The sequence below is a fragment of the Rhizobium brockwellii genome (assembly GCF_000769405.2).
In the GTDB taxonomy this organism is placed as follows: domain Bacteria; phylum Pseudomonadota; class Alphaproteobacteria; order Rhizobiales; family Rhizobiaceae; genus Rhizobium; species Rhizobium brockwellii.
The window spans coordinates 3014701-3035610 of the sequence record NZ_CP053439.1; the positions used below are offsets into that span (position 1 = coordinate 3014701).

Sequence of the window (20910 nt, forward strand, 5' to 3'; positions counted from 1 at the left end):
CCCACGGCAATCTCATTTGCGGCGGCCCCCTTCAGCCGTTGAGAAATGATCTCCATCCACGCCCGTCTATGAAAATTCCCCTGCAGATCGACTCCAGCGATTCAAACGCGATCGCCAGTACCCAGATCACGATACCGTTCTGGGTCACCGAGTGAGCCGCCACCGGACCCCAATGAATGTTGCACACGATGTAGATTGCGATGCCAAACCCCAGCGACATGGGTCCCGCAATCAACGGCTTCAGCGCCATTGTCAGGAGTGTCACGACACCTCCCACGAGCATGCTGCAAACAATTACAGCTGTGGTTTTGCATGGGGAGTTGGCTTCGATCACGTTCGGTGAATTGGCAACCGCATTCGCTATAATGCGCATGCCCTCCATTTCTCCGATCGGCGTGTCGTGAAAGTCGCCGTTATCGGCGTAGCTGTTTCCAATTATGACGAAACGGCCTTTCAGCGCGCTTGCTGCTACGGGCCGTTCGGCGAATGGAAAGGCCGATAGCTGCACGAGGGCGGGAGCGCCACTCTCCGGAATCGTCGTCGGTGATATCGCTGTGTTGCTCCGGGGAAAGGAAAACTGGATCGGTGCGCTTTTCTCCAGCGTGAGAAGCCATTCCGGTATCTCGGAGAATTGGCGCTTTGGGCAATCGATGCCTTCGCGAGCGCCGAGGTAGTCCTCCGCCAGTCGCACGGTCTTGGCACCGCCCTTATTGTAGGCAAAGTGAAGAAGCTGAGGCGCAAGCAATGCCCTGCAACTGCCTTCGGGAAGTTCCCACAGATTCCAATTTCTTATTTTGAGATCGTCCTGCTGTTCAAAGAGAACATTGACCCAATAAAGAGGCTTGCCGTCCGTGAAATGTCTGTCGAATGAAATCTGCCCGAGGGGCCGGGTTTTACCGTCCTCGCCTATGGAAAGTTCTTTCGGAAACAACAGCGGAGGATCGTGTTCACTCCATTCGGCTAGCAGATTTTCCAGCGCTTCGGCGTCTGCTTGGGAGGTTGCGGCCGAAATGTCCAAGTCGACCAGTATCGCGGCAGGCTTCTCCTTCCTTGCTGTGTCCACCAACCCCGCGATTAAAGATTTACTGAAGGGAAATGGCCGATGCCATTCGGCAAAGCTAGGGTCGTCGATGCGTACCAGAGTGACAGGAATACGAGGGGATGGCAGGAGGCCGAGACCTTCGGCGATTGCATGAATGGCATCCAGGGAAGGATTTTCTGTTATTCCTTCGACGACGTTCTTCAACCGCACTGGCACCAAAACCGCAAAAACGGCAAACAGCAACAATATCGTAGATAAAAGTTTGTAACGTCTCCGTAATCTCATCGCCATATGTGCGCCAAATATACAATAACCCAGCAGGATAAAAACACGGAAGTAACTTACACACAATCACGTTCAATTACTTAATTTGGGTACTTCATGTTTACTTCGCACACCGATATCGATACGTGCTTTCCCATACCATACCCTCGCCTGATCGTAACGCATTGTTGCCGCTGGCATTCGGATTGGCTCTGAGCCGATCCGAACTGGAGCAATTTCTTCAATCGAGCGCCTGGGCACCGGCAAAAGAGAACTCGGGTCGATTTGGCTGTCACCAGCGCAAATCAGAACCGCAGCGCCGTCCACCCCGATGCGCTCACCATTATATTCGCTGTCTCGGGTAGTTTCCCCCTGCGATCTTCGCTCCGCCGTTAACCCGCTTCGCCGATTTTCCAGCCTCGAAGAATGTAGAAATAGGCTCATGAAGACCCGGCCGACGCGGAAAACCCAATGAGCGGCATCATCCCTATATCGTTGTCCAAACAAACGACATCTGTAGGCGTGTCCAAGGCAACCTTGATCGTCGCAGCGAGTGCCGGCGAAGGGGTTTTCAGCCAATAACAAAATCTTGATCGACAACATCAGTTATCGGGACGCCTCATCGGCCCTACTTGCCAGCATTATACGGACACTTCGGACAGTGAGGGGTGGGGAGATGCTTCAAACTTGCAAACTATCGGCAGCCATGGCAGCCGCCTTCGTCATTGCCATATCGGCATCGTCGTGCACCACGAGCTCAAACGACTCGGTGCAGACGGGTTCGGTCGGCTATACCGCTCAGAGCGCTGACTTTGCCCTTCGGCCTGCCTGCCGCGATGGATTCGGCAACGATCGTCCATGCAGCTATTAGCGCTGGAAAATTAGAGTCTGATTGCGGCGATAGTTCGCTTCCGGCGATGGCCGGGATCACACGACGTCGCCCGGCTGCGTCATGCCCGACCGGTGCACGTTTCTAATAGCTACAAGAACGGCCATCACTCGGTCTGAACCCACCGCCACACGCCGGATTAAGCGGCTGACGCTCATAATAACCGCCGCCGATCGACGACGTCTGGTCGAGATTTCCGGACGACGTGCAGCCCGAAATGATCGTGGCAAGGCTGATCAGCGTTCCGGTCGCGATAGATGCGAAAAATCGGTTCATCTGAGCTTCTCCTTCGGAGGGGCATGGCTTTACCCCAAGCGGGCAATCTAGCACCCACGGCGAATACCGACGAGGATTTATAGCAGCCGACCGCTCTGGAAGGCCGCTTCTAACGTCAATGTGATCACCTTTTAGGCCAGCCACCCTCAAGCCATGCACTGTCACATAACTGTCATGCAAAATTGCCCATTGTTACGGCAGCCTGGGCAAAATATATGCTGCCGGCTAACAAAAAAAAGAATGAGTGAACTGCCATGAGTGCCATACATAAACTTTTCAACCGCAATCTCCTGACCCGCTTCGTGGCTGGTCTCGGTGCGGTTCCCCAGCGTATTCGCGACGCACGCGAAGAGCGCAAGCCCGCCATCCACCCATCCTTCATGGACGATTTCGGCGCTTAATAGGACAATTGGCGAGTCAACAGACTCGTCTGCCCCGCGATTACGTCCTCCAATGTCATCTCAGTTGATATCTGATGGGAAGCCGCCAGCGGCTTCTGATCAACTTGCGGCGTAAAATTCCTTGCGGAACCAGATCCGGTCAACGGGCCGGCCTCCCGCATGCCCGCTGACCCTGCCGAATTCGACATATCCGAGCTTCGGGTAAAAATCCGGGGCCTGGGTCGAGAGCGTGTCGACGCAGGCCGCGACCGCGGCGCGGCGGCGCCCCTCTTCTTCGGCCGCCGCCATCAATTTCGTGCCGATGCCGCCCTGCCGCAGCGATTTTGCGACCCACAGATTACCGATGAAAAGAACCGAGAAGGAAACGGACGCCGTTATTCCGGCGATAAGCCCTCCGTTCTCTCGCCAAACGATGGCAAAAGCCTCGCGTCTGATCCCAGCGCTCTCGTTGAAGGCGTTCAGGCCGTCGGAAATCGCGGTGGCGATCTCGGACGGGACGGGATCGAGCGTTTCGAACATTGCTTCCTCGTTGTCGATGGTCGCCATATGATAGCGAGCCGTCGGTTCCGGTCCAGCCGTTTCGGCTCTTGAGGATCGGCGGACGTCCTGCAGGTTCAGGCTCCGATACAGGCATCCCTGACATTTTTTTCTCGCTACACATGCGCCTGTCTTTTCCGCCGTAATAGCTTCACAATCAACCGACAGAAAGCTCTTCCGGGAAACGACAACCAAGGAATGAAAACATGGCGCCGATCTATACCAGAACAGTCCTGATGACCGCCCTTTTGGCGCTGCCGCTCGCCGCCGCAGCGCCCGCCTTCGCGCAGGAGATGAAGCCGCGCGAGCCGGTGATTTCGGTGACCGGCGATGGCGAATCGTCCGTCGCTCCCGATATGGCCATCGTCAATTTCGCCGTCGTCAAACAGGCGAAAACCGCCCGCGAAGCGCTCGACGAGAACAACAAGGCGATGAACGACGTGCTTGCCGCGCTGAAGAGCGGCGGCATCGCCGAGCGCGACCTCCAGACCTCCGGCTTTTCCATCCAGCCGCAATACAATTATCCGCAGCCGGTCGACGGCCAGCAGCAGCAGCCGCAGCTGATCGGCTACCAGACCATCAATTCGGTCACCGTCCGGCTGCGCGATCTCGCCAAGCTCGGCGCGGTGATCGACCAGTCCGTCAGCCTCGGCATCAACCAGGGCGGCGACATCCAGTTCACCAATGACAAGCCGGATGCCGCCATCGAAGAGGCGCGCAAGGATGCCGTCGCCGAAGCCGTCAAAAAGGCGAAGACGCTGAGCGAAGCCGCCGGCGTTAAGCTCGGCCGCATCATCGAGATCAACGAGAATGTGCCGCGCGCAATGCCGCAGCCGGTCTATCGCGCCACGATGATGAAGGAGGCCTCCGACGCTGCCGTTCCCGTCCAGAGCGGCGAGAACAATTACAATGTCAGCGTCACCGTGACCTTCGCGATCGAGCAATAAGCATTACAGCCCCGCGCGTCATTTCAGACGCGCGGGGCTCGGATTGCTGACAAAGTCGGCCACTGACCTTCGTCATGCTCGGGCTTGTGCCCCAAGCAGTTACCTCGGTTGATCCTCGGCACAAAGGCCGATGCTGTCCGGCTGGCGCCGACGGCTGCCGCTCACAAAACAAGTCCCCTCCCCAACCCCTCCCCACAAGGGGGAGGGGCTAACATGCCGCCCCCACTTCACATGACCTCCATCGTAGCAATCCGTAGAGCGGTAACAGCCAGCGACACGTCTGCTTTTTGGTCCCGCCTGGGCCACAGCTTAGCCCCTCCCCCTTGTGTGGAGGGGTTGGAGAGGGGTCTTGGATTCATACACAAGGCCCGCGATGATGCCGGAGGAAAGAGCGCAGTCAAACTGAGCGCAAAAGAAAACCGCCCTTGCCGATCCGGGGAGACGGGCAAAGGCGGCTCTTGGCCGCCGCATCGGGGAGACGGGGCGGCGTTTTCTTCTAACGATTAGCGGCGCAGGGCGGGGCAGCCGCGCACATTGCCGAAGCTCATTTCATCTTGGCCGCGACGCGTCCAACCCTGGACGATCACACGGCGCGGGGTGATGTCGACGACCCGGGCGCGACGAAAGCCGTAATCCCGAGCAAGGTTTTCGGCGAGCTGCGGATTGCAGCCGCGCGATGGCCGGCCATAGCCCGGCCCAGGAGGCGGACGGCGGTAGTCCTGCGGCGGACCACGGTCCTGATCGCCAATAATGATATTCAACTGGGCGGCGGCCGGGACCACCGTGCCGGCAAGGGTACCGGCTGTCAGCATGACGGCAAGACCCGCCTTTGCCAGAAACTGCATCATCGAAAAACCTTTCGTTTGAAAGTCGGTGCGGTCGAGCCGCCCTCCCCATTGGTCCGCATCACGCCGAAGCGTCATTTGGGAATCACTCATACAGGTCAGAGAAGAGACGGCTGAAAGTGTCACCGTCAAGGCAAAACAGACCGGAAGCGCCGCAGCGGCGCCTCCGGCTGCAGTCCTCAGCGCCGGATCAGCGGGCAGCCGCGGACATTCGCGAAGGTGATCCTGTCCCAGCCGCGGCGTTCGCGTCCGGCGACGACAACCACCCGCGGCGACATGCGGGTGATGCGGGCATCGCGCAGGCCGAAATCACGCGCCTTGCGCACCGCGTGCATCGGCGAGCAGCCGCGGATCGGACGATGGTATTGCGCCTCGACGACGAAGTTCGTCTGCGGTCCGGCGGCGGCCGCCGTGGAAACGGTGGCCGGAATAGTGCAGAGGGCGAGCAGAGCGGCAAGCGAAGCCTTGGTCAGGAAATGCGTCATGTTGTGTCTCCGTCGATTGAATTCCAAGCTCTCCCTTCAGGGATTGCCTCGACAGTAGACCCAGCAAACTGAATGGCGTTCGAACCGGGCATTCAGTTTGCATTCACAAGAGTTAACCCGGTTTCAGGTGCTGAAATGCAGCACGATTTCGCGCCGGTGCGGGCGGTCGCGATGTTCGAAAAGATAGAGCCCCTGCCAGGTGCCAAGCATCAGCCGCCCCCTGGCAACGGGAATGCCGATCGAGACCTGCGTCAGCGCCGCCTTGATATGCGCCGGCATGTCGTCCGGCCCCTCGGCCCTGTGCACGATCCAGCCCATCTCGGGATCGGAGGTCGGCGGCACGAGGCGGTGAAAGAAGGCGAGAAGGTCGGTGCGCACATCGGGATCAGCATTTTCCTGGATCAGCAGCGAACAGGAGGTGTGGCGCACGAAGATAGTGAGAAGCCCCTCCTCCCGCCCCGACGCGCTGACGAAGGCCTCCGCCTGGTCGGTGAATTCGTAAAGGCCCTGTCCGCGTGTGGGCAAGGTGAGGATCGTCTGGGGCAAGGCGCTCTCCTACTTCGAGATGAAATCTCTCGCGAGTTGGCGCGCTGATTGCCGCAAGTCAAGCTCGCGTGGGCAAAGTCAAGCTTGCCCGGGCAAGTCAATGGCTGGCTTGGGCGATCAGAGCTTGAGCATCATCTCGAAGCCGCCATAGATCATCCGCTTGCCGTCGAACGGCATCTGCCATTGGTCACCCTTGAGCCTCGGATCGGCCATCACCTTGGCATTGATATCGTCGCGCTCCTGGCGCGAGCCGTAGACGATCCAGGAAAATACCACCACCTCGTCCTCCTTTGCCTGCACGGCGCGGGGAAACGAGGTCAACTCGCCATAGGGTACATCGTCGCCGACGCATTCGACATAGTCGAGCGCGCCATATTCCTTCCAGATCGAGCCGGCGAAGGTCGAGAATTCCTTGTAGGCCTCGATATTCGCTTTCGGCACCGCGACGATGAAACCATCGACATAAGACATCTCGTTCCTCCTTTGCACTTGTCAGCAGAGAAAGATAGGAGACCGGCCGATCAGGTCCAGGGATGAAGCACTTACAGGTTTTCGCGGTCGATCGAACGAAATCGCGAAGTAAGAAATTGCACCGACATCAATGCGACGTATAAGTAGAAATCTTCAGGTTCTACCCGTCATTTCGTCCGCAGGTTTCCCATGCGTGTTATTGCTGTATCCGTTTTTTGCTTAACTCTGATCCAAATCGCAACCGTTCACGGCGCGGTAGATAGTCGCTCTTCTCATCTGCAGGCGGTCAATGGGGAGGATAAATCCTGCTATGCCGTCAACCGTGCATACGAAAACACGCACAATAGCGGGCGCTACAGCTTTACTGTGTCGGAGTTGAAAGAAGATGGCCATCTCAGACCTTACATGGAGGCGCGAGCGATAGACGGAGTCTTCTATTCCAGAATCGAAAATGGCGTCTGGGATGAAGATAAGCGGCTGCCCATTCGTACCCCCCTCGATGCAAATTCGGGACTGCCAATCTTTACGTCCTGTAAAGAGCTCGGGAACTCGCAAACCGAAGAAGGCCTGGCTTTTCACTATTCCGCATACTGGCACCGTTACAAATGGAGTGCGGCAATCGACATCTGGATATCGAAGACTTCAGGGAAGTTCCTCAAGACAATCAGCCGCTATGATCAGGGCGCGGGAGAGATGCCATTTCCAGTGGCTGTCCAAATAATGGATTATGACAGAGCCCACGCAATGAAACCGGTAGTCCCACCAACCTGTTGGGCCCTTAATCTGGAGGCTTCGCCAGCCATCTGCATCGATCTCACCTCTCCGACTCCAATCACGGCCCATTGACCAGCTTGAGGATGAGCTGCTGGATATTGCCGCCATCACCCATTTCGATCTTGTCGAAGTCACGGCCGCGCTGGCGCTGCCGGGCGGAGATCTCACCGAGGCGGCGGGTCAGCTCGATCCTGATCTTCTTGCAATCGGGATCATCGTCAACGGTGAGGCCGATGCTTGTCGCCTCGATCTCCTTGACCATTTCCTTGATGGTCTCGCCATGCACCCGCTCATGCGCCTGCACAGCTGATATGAAGGCCTGCCAGCTGCTCTTGACGGCGGCTGGCAGCGCAGCAGATGGTTTCGGCAACGTATAGGTGATGATGAGCTTCGGCCGGTTGGTCACGATGACGCAAGCATTGCCCTGCGGTTCGTATTTCCTGGTCCAGGTCAACTTGAACGTCGTATGCGCGATCGCCCTGCCAGCACCGGCTTCAGGCCCTCGCGCGCCGATCGATTCGTAGAGCTCAGCGCCCGTTTTGCCAGATATCGAATAAGGCCGCACCTCTTCGGTCGCCTGCCACTCAGCCAGCGCCATGGCGGGCACCAACGTGAAAACCGCCGCCAGCACACAGGATAGAAAATTTGTCGTCACGCGGGGCTCCGCCGAATGATGTTTGGGGCGAACCTAACGGGAGCGGTCGCCGCTTTCAACGCGTCATGCATGCGCTAGCCCTGCAGCGTCTTGACCTTGGTGAGATCTGGGAAGAGCCGCATCCACAGGAGCACGACGACGATTGTACCGAGCCCACCGACAACGCCGGTGGCGACTGGCCCAAGCGCCGCCGCCATCATGCCGGATTCGAATTCACCGAGCTGATTGGAGGTGCCGATGAACAGCGAGTTGACGGCGCTGACGCGGCCACGCATCTCGTCCGGCGTCAGAAGCTGCACCAGCGAGCTGCGCACGACGACGCTCACCGTATCGGACGCGCCGATGACGAGCAGCGCTACGACGGAAAGTGCGATATTGGTCGACAGCGAGAAGACGATGGTGGCGACGCCGAACACGGCGACGGCGGCAAGCATCTTGCGCCCGACATTGCTCTCGAGCGGCCGGCGGGCAAGCACGATCGACATGGCGAGCGCGCCGACCGCCGGGGCCGCGCGCAGAAAACCGAGACCCCAGGGACCGGCATGCAGGATATCGCTGGCGAACATCGGCAGCAGCGCAGTCGCGCCGCCGAGCAGCACTGCGAAGAGATCGAGCGAGATCGTGCCGAGCATCACCGGCCGGCTGCGGATGAACGAGACGCCGGCAAAGACCGAGGCGAGCGTCACCGGCTCACGCTTGGCAGGGCTCCATTGCATGCGGATCGAGATGACGTTGAAGCTTGCGACGGCAAAGAGCAGCGCCGCCAAGGCAAAAGGCGCGACGGGGTGGAGGCCATAAAGCAGGCCTCCGAGCGAGGGGCCGATGATCAGCGCCGTCTGCATCATCGAGGTCGAGGTTGCGACTGCCTTCTGCAGCATCGAGGCCGGCACGATGTTCGGCAACAGCGCCGCCATGGTCGGCCGTTCGAAGGCGACGACGGCGCCGAGCACCGTGACGGCGACAAGGATGCCGGCCGGTGTCAGCCATTGCTGCCAGGTGGCGACCGCCAGCACCAGCGCCGTCACCGCTTCGATCAACTGGCAGACAAGCCCGATGCGCCGCCGGTCGAACCGGTCGGCGACATGGCCGACGACGAAGGTCAGCACCGCCATCGGCAGGAACTGGCACAAGCCGACGAGGCCGAGCGCAAAGGCGCTGTGTGTCTGATCGTAGATCATCCATCCCATGGCGATGCCAATGGACTGGAAGGAGAGCGAGGAAAAAACGCGGGAGGCAGCGAAGTTCAGATAGCCGGGGTGGCGAAGAACGCTCCCCGGCCCTTGGGATATGTCCATTGCGATGTCACCGGCCGGCAGCGCGGGTCCGCCAGCCTTTATAAGAGTTTTAAGAAGGTCGAGGCGGTGTTCTGCCCGAATGGTCGAATTGTCAATCGCAATGAACTGGTGTCACCGGATTGTGTGATACCTCGGCCTTAACGTGGTTCCCTGAAGATGCTGAGATAGCCGGGATCGAATTCGGCGATTTCCTGCAGGCGTTCCCAGTCGACGATGGTGATCGTCCGGTTCTCCCAGGTGAACACGCCCTCGCGCCTCAGCGCCTGCAGCGTCTTGTTCAGGTGGACGACGGAAACGCCGAGTACGTCGGCCATCTCGATCTGCGTCAACGGAAACTGGAAGCTTGCGCCGCGCGTCCGCTTCACCACCTGCAGCCGCACGAAGAGTTCGCAGACGAGATGGGCGATATGGGCGCGCTTGGAGCGCCGACCCATGGCGACGATCCACTCGCGGTGGATGGCGCCATCGACCAGCGTATCGAGCCAGAGCAGCCGGGTCAGATGCGGCATTCGCTCGGTGATCGCCTTGAGATCGGCGTGATCGGCGAAGGCAACATGACAGGACGACAGCGCGACGATGCCGTGATCCATCTTCTTGATCGGGAAAGCATGCAGATCGACGAAATCGCCGGCGACATGCAGCGCGGTGATCTGGCGGCTGCCATCGGCCATCACCTTGTAGCGCGCCGCAAAACCATCGAGCAGCAGCGTGCTGTAGCCCGGCCTGCTCCCTTCGGAAACGAGATCCTCCCCGGCAGCAAAATACCTGTCTTTGTCGATGATTGCTCTGAGATGGCTTTGCTCTTCGGCCGACAGCACATCTCGGCTTCCAAGGTTCAGCAGCAGGGGTTCAATCACGGGCTTGCCCGCCGATATCGCAAGAGTTCCTGATCATTTCGATGCGACCTATATTTTCTATAAGAATCAATGCCTAGCCCCGGGAACAATTGTCTTCATCTGTGATTTCTCCCTGGGATGCACAGGAAGAAACATGGCTCGCTACTATTTCGATCTACACAATGGGGAAGGTCCGACACGCGACGAGCACGGCACCGAGCTCAAATCTCGCGAAGACATTCCGAAAGAGCTGACCCGCATCCTGCTGGATGTGGCCCGCGACGAACTGCCCGCGGGTGATCGCATGACCATCGCCATTACCGTTCGCGACGAGAGCGGCGATCCGGTCACGGTTGCCAGCCTCGTCTTCAACAATGAATGGCTCGACGTCTTACGATAGCGGCCGCCGTTTGAGGGCTGCCGCGGTCACTCCTACGCATCAATCCGACTCGGTCGATGGGCGCGACGCTAAGACCCGCCTTCATAGCCGGCAATTAAATTTGACATAGTCTTTGATTGCTTTGGCCGCGATCGACGGCCATTCACAGAGCCGGCATCCTTATCGCGGCTATTTCGCGATTTCTTCGAGAATGAGCCGGATTTCAGCAAGCGGCCTACGGCTTTCATCGAAGAGTTCCACCGACATCATATTCAAAGGTGCAGTCGGCAAGCCTTCGGTGGCCATCTCCGCCAACACACGCCGCGCCTCCGCTTTCGCTGCTTCGATGGATTCAAAATCATATGCCGTCTCGGTCGTCCCGGCGCCATCACGATCGAAAAGTTGAAAGTAGAATTTCGGCACGGCATATCCCCCGCTAGATGAACCTAACGGTCCGGCGGACAACATGTTCCGCCGGAAAGGGTTTCAATGTCATGCGCCGCGTCAGAAAGCGCCGGCTTCCGGAGAGGCCATCTCCTCGATGCCGTCGACGCGGTCGGGATAGAAGGCGAGATGGTCCTTGATGCTGCTGACCGCGGCATTCGGCGCCTCGTAGGTCCAGACGGCATTCTTCGAGCGCTCGCCGCCCGGAATGATGCTGTAATAGGAGGCGTCGCCCTTATAGGGGCAATGGCTGCTATGGTCGGTGCGTTGAAGCAGCGACATGTCGACATCCTTGCGCGGAATATACTGCACCGGCGGATAGGAGGCCTCGCACAGCGTCAGTGCATCGCGCGTATCGGCAATCGTCTTGCCGCCAAGCGTGACGACGACGCGGGAGGGATTGTGCTCGACGGTGATCGGATGATCCGGCCCCGGAATCTTGATCGACTTGTCTGACATCGGGTTCGTCTCCAGGAGATATCGATCGCGTAGAGATAGGGCGGGCATGCCGCCAACCCAAGGCCCGGAACACCACCTTTGCTGAAGTCTCGCTCCCTTAGAATTCGAAGCGCGGCGATACCGGAGTTAGCATCGCCGTTTTCGGCGTCGCCGGCCAGTGACGTGCAAGCGCATCCGCAACTGCTTCGACCAGCCTGGCGATGTCGTCGCCGGCGGAAGCGTGCAGGGCCTCGGCAACGATCAGCACCGAGCGCGTCGTCTCCCGCACCGCCGAAAGCCCGCTCTGCCTATTCGTCCAGCGCCGCGCATGTGCCCTGTGCTCATCGTCTGCGAAGATCACTTCGTTCGCCTCCGGATGCTCGATTTCGCCAGCGAAAGTCAGATAGGTCTCGTCACCCTTGGCTCGCCGGACTTCGAGATCGCCAGCGATCTTTTCAATGTCGAAGACGGCGATCGGAATGGCGAAGGCGAGCGAAATCGCGTTGCAGAGATCGATGAGCGGATGCAGGCGCGGCAGCGCATGTTCCTGGCGGAAGCGGCGCAGCAGCGCCTCGGAAGCGCAGCGATATTGCGTCGGCTTCAGCCCCATGCGGGAAAAGCCGCGCCGCCAGGCCTGGATTTCGGGGAATTCGCCTTCCTGCGCTTTGGCCAGCCGGGCCTCGGCAATCGCGTTGAAGCTTGCGATTGCCGCCTCGACATCGGCATCCGCATCGATCCCTCCCGCGTGGAGCGCGCCGGCGCGAAGCTCCGGAAAGGCCTGCCACATGGCATCGGAATGGCTGAACTGCATGGTCTATCTCCCTCCGGCAAGTTTCACGCTACGGCTCCCGGCAAAGGCAAGCCCGAGTACGGCCGCAAGCACGCAGGCGATACCGGCGATCTGGCTGAGCCCGACCGGCTCGCCAAGGATGATGAAGGCAAGCATGACGGCGGAAACTGGCGCAACCGCGGTGAAGAGCGCGGCTTCGGTGCCGCTCACCCTTTCTGCTCCCGCATACCAGAGCAGAAATCCCCCGACGGTCGGCACTAGCGCATAATAGACGACGGCACCTACAGCGCTTGCGGAAATACCCTGTGCGAAAGGCGCTTCGAAAATGGCCGGTATGGCGGCAACGATGAAGCCAATGCCGGCCATCAGCGTCGACAGGGCAAGCGGCGCAATCTCCGTCTTCAGCTTTTTATTCAGCAGGATGAACAGCCCTTCGCAGACGACGGCGCAGAAGATCAGCGCATTGCCGGCCAATGATCCGCCGGCCGCATCCGGCGTGAAGGCGATCGACAGCACGCCTGATGTCGCAAGCGCCACCGCGAGAAGCAGCGCAGGCTGCGGCCGTTCGCGTAGCAGCAGGATGGAGATTGCGGCCGACACCACCGGCAGCGTGCCGATAATGACGCCAGCATCGGCCGCCGAGGTCAGGCTGAGGCCGGAGATCAGCAGCGTCGTGTAACCAACACTGCCGGCCCCGGCCTGAATGATGAGGATGAGGCGGTCATGCCGGGAAAACCTCGGCAGCCGCGTGCCGGTCGCCCGCATCAGCACGAGAAGGATAGGAAAGGCGATGGCGAAGCGCAATGCGGTGGCGCTGAACGGCGGCAGACCCGAAGCGATCAGCTTGCTTGCGATCACAGTGCTTCCGACCGTCAGCATCGCCAGCGCCAGATAGAGATAACCTTGAACCTGCATCGACATTCAGCGTCTCCTGTTGAATGCGCCGAGAAAACAGCAGGGATGGATCAGGGTCTTGAACGAAATTGCAGGTGCAAAGCAGCTGCTCAGAGAAAGGCGCCGGCATAGCGGCGCGGCGAAAGACCGTATTTGCGCACGAAGACCCGCGTCATGTGGCTCTGGTCGGCAAAGCCGCTGGCAAAAGCCGCTTCCGCAAGCGGCATGCCCTGAGCGATCAGCCGGCGGGCGATATGGATGCGGGCCTGGACGAGATAGGCATGCGGCGTCAATCCGGTCGCCTTGGCAAAACCGCGCAACACCTGGAAGCGGCTGAGCCCACTTTCCCTGGAGAGATCGGCAAGCGAGACGGCGGCGAGCGGATCGTCATCGATCAGATCTCGGGCCGCGCGGATCGACGCCGGCACCAGTGGCCGCTCTTCGATACCATAGCGCTCCCGCATAACATCGGCGACGATTTGCAGAAGCAGTTCGTCGTGAAGCAGCTCCTCCGCCGCCCTGCCGCCGGTCACCGCGCCAAACAGCGTTTCGAAGCGGGCGGCGATCGCCGCATTGCGGATGACGGGATGCGGAATTTCCGATCGCCCTACCCCGCTTTCGCTGATCTCTCGTGACAGACCGGTGACGATGGCGGGATCGAAATAGAGGATGCGCCACGACCGGCCCTCGCCTATCGGCGCGCCGTCATGCACTTCGTTCGGATTGACCGTGATGATGTCGCCGGCCTCAGCCTCCACCATGCCACGGCCGCTCAGCGACGCCTGCGCGCCGGCGGACATCAAGCCGATGCCGAACTGCTCGTGCGTATGACGGGCGAAGCAGTGATGCGTTTCCGCTTCCACCGCTTCGACGCCTGCCAGCGCCGAGCGCAACATCCTGAACTGGTTTTTCGCCATACTCTGTCCGCAGGTCCGATCGCCGGACACTCTGCCAGCCACAGTGAGATGACGCAATCATTGCGGCTAGGATGCCTGTCTAGAAGAATTCGTCGAGCAGCTGATAATAATCGAGCCTTGCCGGATCCGCGGCCGGCATGCCGTAACGTTCGAGGAAGGGCTGCACCAGCGCCTCGCCGAAATTGTGGGCGATGCTGCGGCAGGCGAGCGCGATATCCTGATAGCGGTCGGCGACGCCGAGACGGCTGCAGTCGATATAACCCGAAAATCCCTCTTCCGACGCGATGAAATTCGGCAGGCAGGCATCACCATGGGTGATGACGAGATCCTCGCGGCCCAGGCTCCCGCTTTGGAGTTCGGCAAACAGTGCCTCAGCACTCTTTCCAACCCGCGTCTCATCGAAATCGGTCTCGTCGACGATGCTGGCCTGCATCCGCGCTTTTGCCGCCGCGACACGCCTCTCCAGCCGATGATCGAACGGGCAGGATGCGATCGGCAGGCGATGCAGGTCAAGAAGGGCTGCAGCCAGCAGCTCGACCCGCGCAAGCGGCGTTAGAACCAGTGCACTGGCGAGATCACTCCCGGGTAGCGCGCTGATCAGCAACCGGTTGTGCACACCGTCGCTATCCTCTGCAATGATATCGGGACAAGGCAGACCGGAAGTCTGGAGCCAGCGAAGCCTGCCTGCTTCGTCGGCGAGTTCGCCAAAAGGACCGGCTCGTTCGACCTTCAGATAAAGCGTTGGCAATCCAAGCGCTTCCAGCCGGAAGACGCTCGCGGCGGAGCGGCCGAGCGCATCGCGTTCGAACCGGTAGCCGGCCAGACGGGCATTAAGCGCCTCCGCCGACGGCGGTTGATCCTCTTGGAAAATCGACATGATATCTAGGCCATTGATGCTGGCGCATTATCCCGACATAAGGGGACAGCGCAAGCCGCGCGACCGGTCAGGACACACTGGCAGACCGAACGGGCCTCCGCGACCCTAATGAACGGTTTCGGCGGGCGCGGCTTCGAGAAGGATTTCAAAAGCCTCTTCCAGGGCAGCCACGAGAATATCGGTCAGCTCGTCGCCCTTGTTTTCCAGGAACAGCGCGCTCACGGCTTCGTCCTGACGCTCAAAAAAATGCTCGATCTCATTCGACATATCATTGTCCTCTTCTTCACCGGATCATCACGGCCATGGGAAGAAGCTAGGTAGGGTTGCTTGCGCGTGGCTGTTGCCGGTGAGACGCAATCCAGGATCACGAGGACTAGTCACGAATTTCATATTTCGCATACTGACTGCGGGGGATCAATCCACCAACTTCGTGGGCAAATGACACGACTTTCGTCGCTTCCTCATCCACCTCGCAACGGAAACGAACCTGGTACCAGCCCTTGGCTGTGCCAAAGGCGGCATCTCTTACATCAAGGATGGTACCGGTTCGCAATCCAAAACTAGGCAATGCGGAAGGGAAATAACGCGGCGAACCGTGAACGAGTTGGCCCTGAAGTTCGGTGGTGCAAAGAGTGGCCACTCGCTCTTTGCGCGAAAGACCACTGACCGCAGTTTGCGCAAACAAATTGCCATCTTCCGTCCGTGAAAACAGAGTTTTTGCCTTGGGCAGATCGTCTTTAGCTATCACTTTCGGTTTCTCAGCCGCCAGTTGCTCCGGCGGCTTAGTCTGCTCGATGCTAGTATTGGCTTCGCCAGAGACGTCTGTCGGCGGCCCATTTCGCTCTGGGGAAACGTCAGTCGTCGCGACCTCAGGAAGCTTCACGTCGTCCGGCACCGGTTTTGACGGAGGCTCCTCGGTTTTTGGTTTTTCTGCAGCAGTCTTTGTCGGCATCTGCGCCGGTTCGGCATCGTGCTGCGGCGGAGTTGTTGCGGGTTTGGTTTCGCCCTGAGGAGAACTTCCCGCCAAAGACTTTTCGGGGCCGCTATTCCTATCGCCAAACTCGATGACAGGGTTCAGAGTCGGCATAGGCCTCGGCTTAGCTTGCTCGGGATTCTTGCTGGCCGGCGGCGGCGGAGGTGGCGGAGGCGGCGGAGGCGGTTCCTTCTTGGCCTCTTCCGGCGGCTTCGGCTCCGGTGGCTTTTCCTCGGGCTTGGGCTCCGGCTTTTTCTCCTCCGGCGGCGGGACGAGTTCCACCTTCACGCTCTCGTCTTCGGGAGGCTTCGGCTCGATCTTCGGCAGCCCGAAAATCAGAAGAGCAACGATAGGAATATGCGCAGCAACGGACGCGACGACGCCCCAGCGGATTTCAGGCCGCTGCTTTCCCGTTTCGTGCTGCGTTTCCGCCGGTTCTACGTCTTCTTCTGTCACAGCAGCGATGTGGCCTCTAAAACCGGCAGCATCAAGCCACAAAAGAAAAAAACCGCGTGATCGAGCAGCGATGAGGGTTATTGGTCGGCGACGCCATCGTCGGCCACCAGATTGTGCTCCTGCCATTCATCTTGCGGAATGGCATCGCCGACGAGGAAGGCAAAGGACACGACCTTGCCGGAGCCGGCATCCAACTCACATTTGAATTGGATGTTGTACCATTTCCGTTTGCTTCGGAAGGCGCCGCCCTTCACTTCGACGCTGTTGCCGCTGACCTTCTCCGCCGCCATCGCATAGGGCGCAAGCGCATCCGGCGCCATGGCCGGCTGCGCCCGGCGCACCTGCTCCAACGCCTCCAGGTCACAGAGCTGCAGATTGCGCTCGCTGCCGGCAAGGCCACGCAGTGCCTCGCGGGCGCGGCGGCTGCGCGGATCGGCAAGGACCTTGTCGGAAAACAGCTGTCTTGCCTCGACGAATTCCATCGGCTTTGGCACCGGCAAAGTGATCGGTGCCACTGAAGGCATTGCCGCGGCAGGCGGATTATTTGTAACCGGCGCCGCCGGCTCGGCTACGGGTTTTGCCGCCTCAGGCTTTGCCTGTTCCGGCAAAGGCGTCTTGGCGGGCTCGGGCATTTTCAGCGATTCCACGGCCTGAGGAACGATCTCCACCGAGAGACCGTCATCCGGCAATGGCAACGGCGGCTCGGCCTTCGGCAACAGCAGCAGAAGGAGCAGGATCGCGATGGCATGCAGCGCGAACGACGCCGCAGCGCCCCGCCGGATCCCGTCATCCCACTTGCCCGCCGCCAGTTCCATCGGTCAGCAAGCGGCTGTCGGACGATCGATGACGATCATGAAACTGAGGAGCGTTTTCATCGTAAGCTTGCCGAAAAGTCGGGCCGCAGCCTGCCGCGGAAATTGAAGCACGCCGCGACACTGCCAGCGCAGCCAATGCTCCGCAACCTTCAAGATCGACAATCGCCGTTTCCGGCTACCCGAGCGAGCCGATGAGATCCCGGTAGGCGGCTTCCGGGAATGCCTTCAGCGTCTCCGTGCGGACATTGCCGCCCATCGCCAGCGAGAGGGTAAAATGCGCCATGACGGCGTCATCGGGCGCCTCGCAGACGGCGACCATGTCGTGCCCGCCCATCGTCAGAAAGAACTGGTTGAAGGAACCGCCAACGCTGGCGAGCAATTTCTTCGCCGCATCGAGCCGTTTTGCCGAGTCGCGAATATTGCGGATGCCCTGATCCGTCCAATTGATCAAAAGAATGTAAGTGGTCATGTCGCACCTCCCAGAGCATGATGCCGAAAAGTTTCAGCGGTTTTCGGACGACGTCATGCTCTATTTCTTTGATGTGGATCTGGATTCAGATTTTAGGCCCGTCAGGCCTGAAATCACCCGGATCTAGCGGAGGATTAGTTCACGCAGTCACACGGCGACCCTCGGTCGCGCGTTGCGATCGATGCCTTCCCCCGTGGCCGGATTATAGGCTTGTCACCATGGAGGGACAAGAAAGACACCGGGGATCATTGGTATTAATCACGAAAAGCAAAAGCCGGGCATAACGCCCGGCTTTTCCAATCAGAACGACGTGGCCGAAGCCTTAGCTGTCGAGGAAGCTTCTCAGCTTTCTGGAGCGGCTCGGATGCTTCAGCTTGCGCAGCGCCTTCGCCTCGATCTGGCGGATACGTTCGCGGGTGACCGAGAACTGCTGGCCGACTTCTTCGAGCGTGTGGTCGGTGTTCATGCCGATGCCGAAGCGCATGCGCAGCACACGTTCCTCGCGTGGTGTCAGCGAGGCGAGAACGCGGGTCGTCGTCTCGCGCAGGTTTGCCTGGATGGCGGCGTCGATCGGCAGCAGCGCATTCTTGTCCTCGATGAAATCGCCGAGATGCGAATCCTCTTCGTCACCCACCGGGGTTTCGAGCGAGATCGGCTCCTTGGCGATCTTCAGGACCTTGCGGACCTTTTCGAGCGGCATGGCGAGCTTTTCGGCCAGCTCTTCCGGCGTCGGCTCGCGGCCGATCTCGTGCAGCATCTGGCGCGATGTGCGGACGATCTTGTTGATCGTCTCGATCATGTGCACCGGAATGCGGATCGTGCGGGCCTGGTCGGCGATCGAACGGGTGATCGCCTGACGGATCCACCATGTCGCATAAGTCGAGAACTTGTAGCCGCGGCGGTATTCGAACTTGTCGACCGCTTTCATCAGGCCGATATTGCCTTCCTGAATGAGATCGAGGAACTGCAGGCCGCGGTTCGTGTACTTCTTGGCGATCGAGATGACCAGGCGAAGGTTCGCTTCGACCATTTCCTTCTTGGCGATACGCGCTTCGCGCTCGCCCTTCTGCACCATGTGGACGATGCGGCGGAATTCCGAGATCGAGATACCAGTCTCGGTCGCCAGATTCTGGATTTCCTGGCGAATGTCGCGGATCGTCGTGTTTTCGCCCCTGGCGAATTCCTTCCAGCCGCGGGCGGCCAGATTGCCGATCGACTTCATCCAGTTCGGGTCGAGCTCGGCGCCCTGATACTGCTCCAGGAAGGAGTCGCGCTTGACGCCGTAGGATTCGGCCAGACGCAGCAGGCGGCCCTCGTTGGAAACGAGGCGCTTGTTGATGTCGTAGAGCTGCTCGACCAGGGCGTCGATGCGGTTCTGGTTCAAGGACAGAGACTTGACGGCCTTGATGAGCTCATCCTTGAGTTCCTTATAGCGGCGCTCCTGGGCGGTGGACAGCGTGCCGGAAGCCGACAGGCGCTGCTCGACCTGCTGGTCCTGCAGCTTGCGCAGCTTCTTGTAGGTCTCGGCGATCGTATCCAGCGTCTCCATCACCTGCGGGCGAAGCTCGGCTTCCATTGCCGCCAGCGAAAGGTTGGATTCGTCCTCGTCCTCTTCCTCCTCCTCGCCAGGCAGGCCTTCGCCGCCGACATCGGTGATGTCGTCGTCGCCGGAGCGGGCGCGGCGGGTCTTTTCCTTCTCTTCTGCGAGCTTACGATCGGCTTCGATCTTCTCCGGGCTCTGGAACTGCGGCGCAGCCTTGGCTTCAGGGCCGGAATAGGTCGTTTCGAGATCGATGATCTCGCGCAGCAGCGTCGTGCCTTCGTTGAGTTCGTCGCGCCAGATGATCAGCGCCTGGAAGGTCAGCGGGCTCTCACAGAGACCCGCGATCATCGTCTCGCGGCCGGCCTCGATGCGCTTGGCAATCGCGATTTCGCCCTCGCGGGACAGAAGCTCGACCGAGCCCATCTCGCGCAGGTACATGCGAACCGGATCGTCGGTACGGTCGGTCGGTTCTTTCTTCTTTGCGGCCGCCAGCGCCGTGCCGCTCGAAGGCGCGAGTTCGCCGCCTTCGCTCTCCTCGTCGCTGCCGGCGTCATCGTCATCGCTGCTGCCGGAAGCACCGGCTTCCTCGGCTTCCTCGTCCTCGATGACGTTGATGCCCATGTCGGACAGCATCGACATCGTGTCTTCGATCTGCTCGGACGTCACTTCTTCGGACGGCAGGACTGCGTTGAGCTCGTCCATGGTCACATAGCCGCGCTTCTTGGCGGCTTTGATCATCTTCTTGACCGCGTCGTCGGAAAGATCGAGAAGAGGGCCGTCGCTTGCGCCGTCGCGTTCGACTTCCGCGTCTTCGTTCTCTTTGACCTTGGTTGCCATTTATATCGTCGCCTTCCTGACGCTATCCAATCTCGCTACGGTGAACGGGCTGTCTCAGGGCCTGACGCGCCGCACGCGCCGCCCTCGAATCACCTTTGCCCACCTAACGGGATGACATTTAAAGCCTGATTAACCACGATTACCGGCACCGGACAGCAAAGCTTTCTTGCTCTTGGATTTCCGGCCATGGTTGCGCGATCCGCCTTGACCCAGTTCACCATTCAACAAGTCGAACGGTGATTCCCACATTTTTTGTTCTCGTCAAGCTTTTCCGGAAAAAAAGCCCACAAAAATACGGAAAAAGCCTTATCCACAGGCTTTGAACCGCGGCAGCGATTGCGAACCCTTATTTAAGATGCGGCGAACAAAAGACAAGGGCAGCAAATATTTTGCCCGCCGCACCAGTCGTTTCCACCATTTTCGCAGTTGCGCCCAGGATCTGTTCGCCATCGCCTGACGGATATCAGCTAACGCGCCGCGCCGTCATACGCCTTCACCGTCAGCGCGCCGATATCGACCGCGGGAATGCAGCGCAGATTGATCGAAGCCATGGCCGCGCCGTTCGGACCCACAGCCTCGCCGAACGGTGCGATGCCGCAATTGGCGCAGAAGTGATGCCGAATGACATGCCGGTTGAAAGTATAGGTCGAGACATTGTCCTCCGGCGTTTTCAGCACCAGCTTCTCGCGCGGCACGAAGGCCAGAAGTCCGCCCCGCCTGCGGCAAAGCGAACAATTGCAGTCGAGCGCCTCGGTGAATTCGCCTTCGACTTCGAAAGCCACGTTGCCGCAATGGCAGCTTCCTTCATAGAGCAT

General features: G+C 59.7%; 27 protein-coding genes. 5 read left to right on the top strand and 22 right to left on the bottom strand.

Features of this window, described 5'->3' with window-relative positions; translation table 11 throughout:
- Window positions 1–31: 31 nt before the first annotated feature.
- A complete protein-coding gene (locus RLCC275e_RS15080) occupies window positions 32–1333 on the bottom strand; it encodes a CHASE2 domain-containing protein (RefSeq protein WP_082229718.1) in 1302 nt (433 codons plus the stop codon).
- A gap of 649 nt (window positions 1334–1982) precedes the next feature.
- Here RLCC275e_RS15080 and RLCC275e_RS34290 point away from each other — a divergent pair.
- Window positions 1983–2177, top strand: a complete 195-nt coding sequence (locus RLCC275e_RS34290; RefSeq protein ID WP_033180246.1) for a hypothetical protein — start codon at window positions 1983–1985, stop codon at window positions 2175–2177.
- Window positions 2178–2279: 102 nt separating this feature from the next.
- Here RLCC275e_RS34290 and RLCC275e_RS15085 read toward each other — a convergent pair whose 3' ends face one another.
- Window positions 2280–2471, bottom strand: coding sequence for a hypothetical protein (locus RLCC275e_RS15085; protein ID WP_033180245.1), 192 nt, complete (start codon window positions 2469–2471; stop codon window positions 2280–2282).
- A 254-nt stretch (window positions 2472–2725) separates the two neighbouring features.
- On the opposite strand from RLCC275e_RS15085, the gene RLCC275e_RS15090 reads away from it, so the two are divergent.
- Complete coding sequence (locus tag RLCC275e_RS15090; protein ID WP_003561157.1) at window positions 2726–2872, top strand: hypothetical protein; 147 nt, start codon at window positions 2726–2728, stop codon at window positions 2870–2872.
- 99 nt (window positions 2873–2971) lie between these two features.
- Here RLCC275e_RS15090 and RLCC275e_RS15095 read toward each other — a convergent pair whose 3' ends face one another.
- A complete protein-coding gene (locus RLCC275e_RS15095) occupies window positions 2972–3418 on the bottom strand; it encodes a GNAT family N-acetyltransferase (RefSeq protein WP_033180244.1) in 447 nt (148 codons plus the stop codon).
- Between the two features lie 197 nt (window positions 3419–3615).
- Here RLCC275e_RS15095 and RLCC275e_RS15100 point away from each other — a divergent pair, with 197 nt between their 5' ends.
- Window positions 3616–4356, top strand: a complete 741-nt coding sequence (locus RLCC275e_RS15100; RefSeq protein WP_018242956.1) for an SIMPL domain-containing protein — start codon at window positions 3616–3618, stop codon at window positions 4354–4356.
- Between the two features lie 503 nt (window positions 4357–4859).
- Here RLCC275e_RS15100 and RLCC275e_RS15105 read toward each other — a convergent pair.
- The 4 genes from RLCC275e_RS15105 to RLCC275e_RS15120 all read right to left on the bottom strand — a co-directional run bounded on the left by RLCC275e_RS15105 (window position 4860) and on the right by RLCC275e_RS15120 (window position 6703).
- On the bottom strand, window positions 4860–5204 hold the full coding sequence (locus RLCC275e_RS15105; protein ID WP_033180669.1) for a hypothetical protein: 345 nt from the start codon (window positions 5202–5204) through the stop codon (window positions 4860–4862).
- A 176-nt stretch (window positions 5205–5380) separates the two neighbouring features.
- The gene (locus tag RLCC275e_RS15110; protein ID WP_012758363.1) at window positions 5381–5686 is read right to left on the bottom strand and encodes a hypothetical protein; all 306 of its coding nucleotides are present in this window, start codon (window positions 5684–5686) and stop codon (window positions 5381–5383) included.
- A gap of 123 nt (window positions 5687–5809) precedes the next feature.
- Window positions 5810–6232: a secondary thiamine-phosphate synthase enzyme YjbQ gene (locus RLCC275e_RS15115; protein WP_033180243.1), complete on the bottom strand. Its 423-nt coding sequence runs from the start codon at window positions 6230–6232 to the stop codon at window positions 5810–5812.
- Between the two features lie 117 nt (window positions 6233–6349).
- Entirely contained in the window at window positions 6350–6703 is a 354-nt protein-coding gene (locus RLCC275e_RS15120) for a DUF1428 domain-containing protein (RefSeq protein ID WP_033180242.1), read from the bottom strand.
- Between the two features lie 189 nt (window positions 6704–6892).
- Here RLCC275e_RS15120 and RLCC275e_RS15125 point away from each other — a divergent pair, with 189 nt between their 5' ends.
- Window positions 6893–7549 (top strand): hypothetical protein, encoded by a 657-nt coding sequence (locus tag RLCC275e_RS15125; protein WP_033180241.1) that lies wholly within the window; start codon window positions 6893–6895, stop codon window positions 7547–7549.
- Here RLCC275e_RS15125 and RLCC275e_RS15130 read toward each other — a convergent pair.
- The 3 genes from RLCC275e_RS15130 to RLCC275e_RS15140 all read right to left on the bottom strand — a co-directional run bounded on the left by RLCC275e_RS15130 (window position 7536) and on the right by RLCC275e_RS15140 (window position 10284).
- On the bottom strand, window positions 7536–8132 hold the full coding sequence (locus RLCC275e_RS15130; protein WP_033180240.1) for a DUF922 domain-containing Zn-dependent protease: 597 nt from the start codon (window positions 8130–8132) through the stop codon (window positions 7536–7538). The genes RLCC275e_RS15125 and RLCC275e_RS15130 overlap by 14 nt on opposite strands.
- Before the next feature lie 74 nt (window positions 8133–8206).
- Window positions 8207–9427, bottom strand: a complete 1221-nt coding sequence (locus RLCC275e_RS15135) for an MFS transporter (protein WP_033180239.1) — start codon at window positions 9425–9427, stop codon at window positions 8207–8209.
- 137 nt (window positions 9428–9564) lie between these two features.
- Window positions 9565–10284 (bottom strand): Crp/Fnr family transcriptional regulator, encoded by a 720-nt coding sequence (locus tag RLCC275e_RS15140; RefSeq protein ID WP_033180238.1) that lies wholly within the window; start codon window positions 10282–10284, stop codon window positions 9565–9567.
- Between the two features lie 133 nt (window positions 10285–10417).
- On the opposite strand from RLCC275e_RS15140, the gene RLCC275e_RS15145 reads away from it, so the two are divergent.
- Window positions 10418–10663, top strand: coding sequence for a DUF6894 family protein (locus tag RLCC275e_RS15145; protein ID WP_012758369.1), 246 nt, complete (start codon window positions 10418–10420; stop codon window positions 10661–10663).
- Between the two features lie 168 nt (window positions 10664–10831).
- Here RLCC275e_RS15145 and RLCC275e_RS15150 read toward each other — a convergent pair whose 3' ends face one another.
- The 12 genes from RLCC275e_RS15150 to RLCC275e_RS15205 all read right to left on the bottom strand — a co-directional run bounded on the left by RLCC275e_RS15150 (window position 10832) and on the right by RLCC275e_RS15205 (window position 20910).
- On the bottom strand, window positions 10832–11065 hold the full coding sequence (locus RLCC275e_RS15150; RefSeq protein WP_012758370.1) for a DUF6894 family protein: 234 nt from the start codon (window positions 11063–11065) through the stop codon (window positions 10832–10834).
- Between the two features lie 81 nt (window positions 11066–11146).
- A complete protein-coding gene (locus RLCC275e_RS15155; RefSeq protein WP_033180237.1) occupies window positions 11147–11545 on the bottom strand; it encodes a DUF427 domain-containing protein in 399 nt (132 codons plus the stop codon).
- 97 nt (window positions 11546–11642) lie between these two features.
- The gene (locus RLCC275e_RS15160) at window positions 11643–12335 is read right to left on the bottom strand and encodes a B3/B4 domain-containing protein (RefSeq protein WP_033180236.1); all 693 of its coding nucleotides are present in this window, start codon (window positions 12333–12335) and stop codon (window positions 11643–11645) included.
- A gap of 3 nt (window positions 12336–12338) precedes the next feature.
- Complete coding sequence (locus RLCC275e_RS15165; protein ID WP_033180235.1) at window positions 12339–13235, bottom strand: DMT family transporter; 897 nt, start codon at window positions 13233–13235, stop codon at window positions 12339–12341.
- A gap of 83 nt (window positions 13236–13318) precedes the next feature.
- Window positions 13319–14125 carry a helix-turn-helix transcriptional regulator gene (locus tag RLCC275e_RS15170; RefSeq protein WP_033180234.1) on the bottom strand — a complete coding sequence of 269 codons (807 nt, stop codon included), beginning with the start codon at window positions 14123–14125 and terminating at the stop codon, window positions 13319–13321.
- Between the two features lie 79 nt (window positions 14126–14204).
- The gene (locus tag RLCC275e_RS15175) at window positions 14205–15002 is read right to left on the bottom strand and encodes an APH(3') family aminoglycoside O-phosphotransferase (protein ID WP_033180233.1); all 798 of its coding nucleotides are present in this window, start codon (window positions 15000–15002) and stop codon (window positions 14205–14207) included.
- A 105-nt stretch (window positions 15003–15107) separates the two neighbouring features.
- Complete coding sequence (locus tag RLCC275e_RS15180; protein WP_165402051.1) at window positions 15108–15269, bottom strand: hypothetical protein; 162 nt, start codon at window positions 15267–15269, stop codon at window positions 15108–15110.
- Window positions 15270–15375: 106 nt separating this feature from the next.
- Window positions 15376–16473 carry a DUF930 domain-containing protein gene (locus tag RLCC275e_RS15185; protein ID WP_033180232.1) on the bottom strand — a complete coding sequence of 366 codons (1098 nt, stop codon included), beginning with the start codon at window positions 16471–16473 and terminating at the stop codon, window positions 15376–15378.
- Between the two features lie 35 nt (window positions 16474–16508).
- Window positions 16509–17246, bottom strand: coding sequence for a DUF930 domain-containing protein (locus tag RLCC275e_RS15190; protein WP_033180231.1), 738 nt, complete (start codon window positions 17244–17246; stop codon window positions 16509–16511).
- 175 nt (window positions 17247–17421) lie between these two features.
- Window positions 17422–17715: a GYD domain-containing protein gene (locus RLCC275e_RS15195; protein ID WP_003561198.1), complete on the bottom strand. Its 294-nt coding sequence runs from the start codon at window positions 17713–17715 to the stop codon at window positions 17422–17424.
- Window positions 17716–18037: 322 nt separating this feature from the next.
- A complete protein-coding gene (gene rpoD, locus RLCC275e_RS15200; RefSeq protein ID WP_033180230.1) occupies window positions 18038–20095 on the bottom strand; it encodes an RNA polymerase sigma factor RpoD in 2058 nt (685 codons plus the stop codon).
- 467 nt (window positions 20096–20562) lie between these two features.
- Window positions 20563–20910: a GFA family protein gene (locus RLCC275e_RS15205; protein ID WP_003561203.1), complete on the bottom strand. Its 348-nt coding sequence runs from the start codon at window positions 20908–20910 to the stop codon at window positions 20563–20565.

What these genes read in the sequence shown, in the direction of transcription:
- RLCC275e_RS15080 (WP_082229718.1), bottom strand. Translation starts at nt 1,333, where the DNA reads ATGGCGATGAGATTACGGAGACGTTACAAACTTTTATCTACGATATTG.
- RLCC275e_RS34290 (WP_033180246.1), top strand. Translation starts at nt 1,983, where the DNA reads ATGCTTCAAACTTGCAAACTATCGGCAGCCATGGCAGCCGCCTTCGTC.
- RLCC275e_RS15085 (WP_033180245.1), bottom strand. Translation starts at nt 2,471, where the DNA reads ATGAACCGATTTTTCGCATCTATCGCGACCGGAACGCTGATCAGCCTT.
- RLCC275e_RS15090 (WP_003561157.1), top strand. Translation starts at nt 2,726, where the DNA reads ATGAGTGCCATACATAAACTTTTCAACCGCAATCTCCTGACCCGCTTC.
- RLCC275e_RS15095 (WP_033180244.1), bottom strand. Translation starts at nt 3,418, where the DNA reads ATGGCGACCATCGACAACGAGGAAGCAATGTTCGAAACGCTCGATCCC.
- RLCC275e_RS15100 (WP_018242956.1), top strand. Translation starts at nt 3,616, where the DNA reads ATGGCGCCGATCTATACCAGAACAGTCCTGATGACCGCCCTTTTGGCG.
- RLCC275e_RS15105 (WP_033180669.1), bottom strand. Translation starts at nt 5,204, where the DNA reads ATGATGCAGTTTCTGGCAAAGGCGGGTCTTGCCGTCATGCTGACAGCC.
- RLCC275e_RS15110 (WP_012758363.1), bottom strand. Translation starts at nt 5,686, where the DNA reads ATGACGCATTTCCTGACCAAGGCTTCGCTTGCCGCTCTGCTCGCCCTC.
- RLCC275e_RS15120 (WP_033180242.1), bottom strand. Translation starts at nt 6,703, where the DNA reads ATGTCTTATGTCGATGGTTTCATCGTCGCGGTGCCGAAAGCGAATATC.
- RLCC275e_RS15125 (WP_033180241.1), top strand. Translation starts at nt 6,893, where the DNA reads ATGCGTGTTATTGCTGTATCCGTTTTTTGCTTAACTCTGATCCAAATC.
- RLCC275e_RS15135 (WP_033180239.1), bottom strand. Translation starts at nt 9,427, where the DNA reads ATGGACATATCCCAAGGGCCGGGGAGCGTTCTTCGCCACCCCGGCTAT.
- RLCC275e_RS15145 (WP_012758369.1), top strand. Translation starts at nt 10,418, where the DNA reads ATGGCTCGCTACTATTTCGATCTACACAATGGGGAAGGTCCGACACGC.
- RLCC275e_RS15155 (WP_033180237.1), bottom strand. Translation starts at nt 11,545, where the DNA reads ATGTCAGACAAGTCGATCAAGATTCCGGGGCCGGATCATCCGATCACC.
- RLCC275e_RS15160 (WP_033180236.1), bottom strand. Translation starts at nt 12,335, where the DNA reads ATGCAGTTCAGCCATTCCGATGCCATGTGGCAGGCCTTTCCGGAGCTT.
- RLCC275e_RS15165 (WP_033180235.1), bottom strand. Translation starts at nt 13,235, where the DNA reads ATGTCGATGCAGGTTCAAGGTTATCTCTATCTGGCGCTGGCGATGCTG.
- RLCC275e_RS15170 (WP_033180234.1), bottom strand. Translation starts at nt 14,125, where the DNA reads ATGGCGAAAAACCAGTTCAGGATGTTGCGCTCGGCGCTGGCAGGCGTC.
- RLCC275e_RS15175 (WP_033180233.1), bottom strand. Translation starts at nt 15,002, where the DNA reads ATGTCGATTTTCCAAGAGGATCAACCGCCGTCGGCGGAGGCGCTTAAT.
- RLCC275e_RS15180 (WP_165402051.1), bottom strand. Translation starts at nt 15,269, where the DNA reads ATGTCGAATGAGATCGAGCATTTTTTTGAGCGTCAGGACGAAGCCGTG.
- RLCC275e_RS15190 (WP_033180231.1), bottom strand. Translation starts at nt 17,246, where the DNA reads ATGGAACTGGCGGCGGGCAAGTGGGATGACGGGATCCGGCGGGGCGCT.
- RLCC275e_RS15195 (WP_003561198.1), bottom strand. Translation starts at nt 17,715, where the DNA reads ATGACCACTTACATTCTTTTGATCAATTGGACGGATCAGGGCATCCGC.
- rpoD (WP_033180230.1), bottom strand. Translation starts at nt 20,095, where the DNA reads ATGGCAACCAAGGTCAAAGAGAACGAAGACGCGGAAGTCGAACGCGAC.
- RLCC275e_RS15205 (WP_003561203.1), bottom strand. Translation starts at nt 20,910, where the DNA reads ATGCTCTATGAAGGAAGCTGCCATTGCGGCAACGTGGCTTTCGAAGTC.